The organism is Priestia sp. P5_B4, from assembly GCF_056400385.1.
The window spans coordinates 1-5,464 of the sequence record NZ_JBFULJ010000215.1; the positions used below are offsets into that span (position 1 = coordinate 1).

Sequence of the window (5,464 nt, forward strand, 5' to 3'; positions counted from 1 at the left end):
CCTGGTCCAATGTTATTTACGCGGATACCTTTTGGCGCATATTCAAGAGCCAATGTTTCCGTCATTAGTTTCATACCGCCTTTACTTGCTGCATAGTGAACAAATAATGGCCAAGGAATCATTTCGTGAACGCTAGACATGTTGATAACATTTCCTTTAATGTCGTTTTCAACGAAATATTTAATTGCTTCACGGCTTCCTAAGAATGCACCTGTTAAGTTTGTATCAATAACTTTGTTCCAGTTATCTAGAGATAGCTCATGAGAAGGAACTGGGTTTTCAACACCAGCGTTGTTAATCATAACGTCTAATGTACCGAATTCTTTAATAGCTGTTTGAACAAGATTTACAACGTCTTCTTCTTTTGTTACGTCGCCTTGAACGATGATTGCTTGTCCGCCTGCTTCTTCTACTTCTTTTTTCGCGTCTAAAGCTTCTTCTTCATTGTTGTAATAGTTAATAACAACTTTTGCTTCTTCTTGACCGAAACGAACAGCCATTGCGCGTCCTAAACCTGTTGATCCACCTGTAATTACAACTACTTTATCTTTTAAATCTGTATACATAATAAAATCCTCCTAGTGTTTTCATTTATTCATACATACTATCATTAACTTTTACGTAAACGTTAACTTTTAGCCATTCCGAGGAATACGCCACCTAAAATGATGAGCACAATACCAATCGTAATTGAAATAAGCTGACGCTTTGTTTTCTTTTCTCCAAGTAAGAAGATACCGCCAAGCGTTGAAATAACAATTCCCATTTGTGATAATGAGAAGCTTGTTGCAACCCCTACTTTAATAAGAACATGTTACCAGCTGCCCAAATCAGCCCTGGAATAATGTTGCGAATTGCGTATTTATTAAACGGTTTGTGTTTATAAGTAAGTATAAGTCCACCAATTAACATACCAATAGCTTGTGGGAATAGCGCCGACCATCCGTCTACATTAAATAAACGAGCGACAACTACATACACTAAGTATCCAATTGTTGAAATAATAAGGGTAATAATCCCTTTTTTGAATTGTCCAGATTGCTCTGGGTTTTTTTCGCTTTCTAGTGATGTTAGCACGATACCAATAACAATGAAAATAAGAGCTAACACGCCTAAAATAACAGTTGTTGTTGTTGACCACTCGTGAAATACGATAACACCAAACAATGATGTCGTCACAAGCTGCATACCAGTTGAAATTGGCATGGTTTTTGAAACACCAATATAATCAATCGTTTTCAACTGATTACTTTGCCCAACTGCCCAAAATAATCCTGAAACGATTCCGACAATAAAAATAAGCGGCGTCAATACGGGATGAACTACGAAGTAAATAACGGCTGAAAAGATCAGCGCACCAATTGTAGTCCCAAGCGTTTGACTGTAAGGACCTCCGCCCAATTTAACGTTGAACAGGACAATACTTCCCCAGAAAATCGCAGGAAGAATAGCCAAAAGGATATCCATTTGATACTAACCTTCTTTCTCAAACTCTTGATGTAATTGTAAATTTAAAGTACCTTTTATTTAACTAGGTAACTTTATGTAACCAATCTTAGACCTTTTTTCTTGATACGTCAACAATAATATGTCGATTTTGTGACTTTTTTTGAATACTTTACAATACAGCGTTTCCAAGCTACTGAAAGTTTTGAAAATAAAAAAAGATAGCCTTTTCATTATCCAAATGTTAGTATATAATAACATTACAGTGGTTACTTTTAATATCCTATATACAATAAAGCAGGTGACATCAATGAATGATTTTGATGATTTATGTCCAAAAGTGTGGAAAACATTCGATATAATAGGAAAAAGATGGAATGGATTAATTATTTATGTCCTTATGAGCGGACCTAAACGCTTTAGTGAAATTCACAGCAGCATTCCTTCTTTAAGTAAACGAATGTTAACCGAACGAATGAAAGAGCTGGAAGAAGAAGGAATTGTGATTCGGCACGTTATTCCTGAACGTCCCGTTCGCATTGAATATATCTTAACTAAAAAAGGATCAGAGCTTGGTATGATCTTAGGACCCGTCAGTAAGTGGGCAAAAACATGGATAAAATAAAAAAGCCTCCAGTGAGGCTTTTTTTACGTTTGATAGAGGATATAATTATTTTTCCCTTCTCTTTTTCCTTTGTATAACGCATCATCTGCATTTTTTAATAATAAAGCAGCCGATTCCCCGTCCTCTGGATAAATAGACACTCCGATGGTAGTTGTGGTGCGTAAACAATAGCCCCGTACATTCCAACTTTGCTGAAGAGATACATGAATCCGCCCAGCAATTTGTTCAATTTCCCGTCCATTTGTTACGTTTAAAATAATGATAAACTCGTCTCCGCCCAAACGATAAATGCGATCGCCTTTCCGTACACAGCTTTTTAATCTCTTCGTGTATGCTTTTAGAAATTCGTCGCCTATATGATGGCCATATTCATCGTTAATCTGCTTAAAATTATCACAGTCGAGAAACAAAAGCGCAAAAAACTCATCGCTTTTCCGCTGCCCGTTTTCAATTACTTTGTTTAACTCTTTTAATAACATCGCCCGGTTGGGAAGACCTGTTAAACTATCGTGAGTGGCTTCAAAATGAAGTTTATTTTCTAGCGCTTTTTGTTCAGTAATATCATTGTGAATGGATACATAATGAGTAATATTTCCGTCTATATCTTTTAACGGCACAATTGTTTTCGATACCCAGTATGACTGATGATGCTTCGTCTCCATTTCAAGCTGCCCTCGCCATACTTTTCCGTTTTTTATTGTTTCAAGCAGCTCATGGTGGTCATGATGAAGCTCTGCATCTCGATAATACTTCCCTAATAAATCTTCTTTTTCATAGCCTGAATACTGTACATACATATCATTTACATAGGTAATAATTCCACTTGCATTTATAATCATAACGCTAGCTGATTCATCAAGCGCATATTTTATATTTTCAAGTTCTTTCAGCGTATAAGCCAGCTGTTCTTCTGCTTCTTTTTGAGGCGTAATATCGTGTAAGATTGCATAAGCCCCCACCGTTTGATTATTTACTTTAACAGGAATGGTGGTAATAAACACGTGCTGTGCGGAATGTTGACTTCTGCGGAATGTTAGTTCTGTACTATAGCTAATTTCTTCATATACATTCCAAGACTTGTAATTACAGGCTCCCAGTCTTTTAGCAATATCTCGGTAATTTTGATGCAGCACATCGCTTGCAGAAAGCTGCAGCGTTTCCAAGAATGCGCTGTTTATATTTAAAATCGTGCCGTTCAAATTCAGCATACAAACCGCGTGGTGGTGGTTTGTAAATAGCGATTTATACCACTGTTTGCTTTTTATGAGCTCCAATTCTAATCTTTTAATAGCTGTGATATCCCGGTAAATCACCGAATAGGCGACCAGTTGATTTTGATAGTCATAAATCGGTGAACAGCTGACAGAGACACACACGCTTTCGCCGCTTTTTGTGTACCTGACTGTTTCATAAGGAGGCAGCGCCTTGCCATTTTTTAATTCTGCTATTAATTTAAGGTTTGCTTTTTCCTCTTTCTTTGACACGATGTTCATCTCTTGACGGCTTTTTCCTATAACTTCTTCTTTTCTCCACTGAAATAGCTTTTCAAATGCACCATTGACTGTTAAGACCTTCTCATCACAATCAGCAATTAAAATGGCGTCTACCGTATTTTCTAAAAACGCATCGAGTAAGCGCGTGCTCTCTTCCTKCGTTTTTTTATAATGAATTTCTTGAGCCATGACAAGGACATGTGAAGGGGTTGTCGCTTGATTAAAAAGAGGGGTAAATGTTACTTCATATGCATGCCGGTCGGGCTGAAAAAGCTGTATGTATTGATATTGAATCGGTTCTTTCGTGGCAATAGCTTTTTCACAAAGTGTGTAAAAAAGCAGATTTTCTTCTTTATTGATTATCTTGTCTTCCATTTTGTCAAAGAATTGCTGAGCTGCTTTGTTACATTCTTTATAATATAGCTGATGTTTTTCTTGCTGAATTAAAATAACAGGCTGCGGCATATTCATAAAATAAAATTGGAATACCCCTTCACTATACATACTAAATATCCTCCATCTGCCTTTGGAATTTCACTAAACGTCTTGTTTTGATATGCAATTTACTCATTCTACCAAGCCAACACATCTTCTTTATCCCTTAAAATATTTTAACAATCGCACAAAATCACATAATTTTATAAAAATTTAAGACATCTGCGTTGCATATAAGTCTAATTACCCGTTCTCATATTACGATAAATTATCTATTTAGTGAAGTGTATGGTTTAAGAGTTCAGCAGCCTTTCTCGTCTGAATAAACTGCGGTACTTATTATAAGTTAAGTAGGAAGAGATCGACTGCGGCGTGCCCAGTAAATAGCCCTGAGCAGCATGTAGGTTTAACGAAATCGCTGCGGCTAAATCTTTATCTCGTTCAACGCCTTCTAAAATGAGATTCGTATGCGGATAATAGTTAACAAGCAAATCAATCAGATCTTTCTTTTGCTTGCAGTCAGCTAGCCCTTCAGCATAGCTTCGATCCAGCTTCATATAGTGAGGTTCGTACATGCTCACTTGTCTCATCGCTGCAGCCCCTGCTCCAAAATCATCAATCGCAATTTTGAAACCGGCCTCTTTCAAACTCATTACTCGGGCAAAAAGAGCAGGCGATTCCCATAAAATCTTTTCATGAAGCGTTTCATTTAACTCCCATACAATGCGATGCTTGGCGTTTTTATAGGTGTTCAACAGATACGTTAAAAATAGTTGAAAATGGGGATGGAGAAGAGTAGATGGAAACACATTGATAAATACATCCTCTGATTTCAACACATCAAACGGAAAGTGCTTGATCGCTCCTTCAATTGCCATCGTATCAAGCTTGTACAAATAATTATGGCGTCTTGCCAGTGAAAACAACTCTTCAATCTGCCCTTTTGCGAAAGCCGTGCGCAGCAAAGCCTCAAAACCAAGCGTCTCCCACGAGTTCAACACATAAATAGGCTGATATACAAACTGAAAGTCTTCATACGTCAGTTCCTTTAACACATGAGCATCCATTCTTTCGTTTAATCACCTTTCGTTTTCAATATACTATTTCTTCCATAACCTAAACTTATAAAAATATATCCTAAAAACAGATAATTGTCCATTAAAAGTAAGAGATTCCATTAGGCGATTTAGGTGTTTTGAGACTTGCTGGGGGCTTATGATAGCAACAAAGAAGTGTTTTAGAGGCTTTTATGCTTTTGATAGATAAGCTGTAAAGGATGTTTTAAAAAAAGAGATTGAGACATAAGTAACTCACCCCCCATCTAAAGATGAGTAAATTAGATAAATGGACTAGTGTAGATTGCTTGTAACACCGCGGTTGATTTCCGTGCATGGCTTCGCTTTCCGCGGGCGGCCGCTGAGCCTCCTCGTCGCTTGCACTCCTGCGGGCGGGGTCTCACCTGTTC

4 protein-coding genes and 1 pseudogene are annotated in these 5,464 nt (G+C 37.4%); 1 reads left to right on the top strand and 4 read right to left on the bottom strand.

The features are described from left to right. Window positions 1–566 (bottom strand): SDR family NAD(P)-dependent oxidoreductase (locus AC1DRF_RS15655; RefSeq protein WP_477741099.1); only part of this gene is annotated, 566 nt, incomplete at its 3' end. 62 nt (window positions 567–628) lie between these two features. Further along, a pseudogene (locus AC1DRF_RS15660) lies at window positions 629–1,467 on the bottom strand (GRP family sugar transporter). 289 nt (window positions 1,468–1,756) lie between these two features. Here AC1DRF_RS15660 and AC1DRF_RS15665 point away from each other — a divergent pair. After that, on the top strand, window positions 1,757–2,071 hold the full coding sequence (locus AC1DRF_RS15665) for a winged helix-turn-helix transcriptional regulator (protein ID WP_057239017.1): 315 nt from the start codon (window positions 1,757–1,759) through the stop codon (window positions 2,069–2,071). A gap of 23 nt (window positions 2,072–2,094) precedes the next feature. On the opposite strand, the gene AC1DRF_RS15670 is transcribed toward AC1DRF_RS15665, so the two are convergent. Together AC1DRF_RS15670 and AC1DRF_RS15675 are read right to left on the bottom strand one after the other, a co-directional pair. Then, window positions 2,095–4,068, bottom strand: coding sequence for a sensor domain-containing protein (locus AC1DRF_RS15670; protein ID WP_477741100.1), 1,974 nt, complete (start codon window positions 4,066–4,068; stop codon window positions 2,095–2,097). A 224-nt stretch (window positions 4,069–4,292) separates the two neighbouring features. Continuing rightward, window positions 4,293–5,066, bottom strand: a complete 774-nt coding sequence (locus tag AC1DRF_RS15675; protein ID WP_477741101.1) for an EAL domain-containing protein — start codon at window positions 5,064–5,066, stop codon at window positions 4,293–4,295. Window positions 5,067–5,464 lie beyond the last annotated feature (398 nt).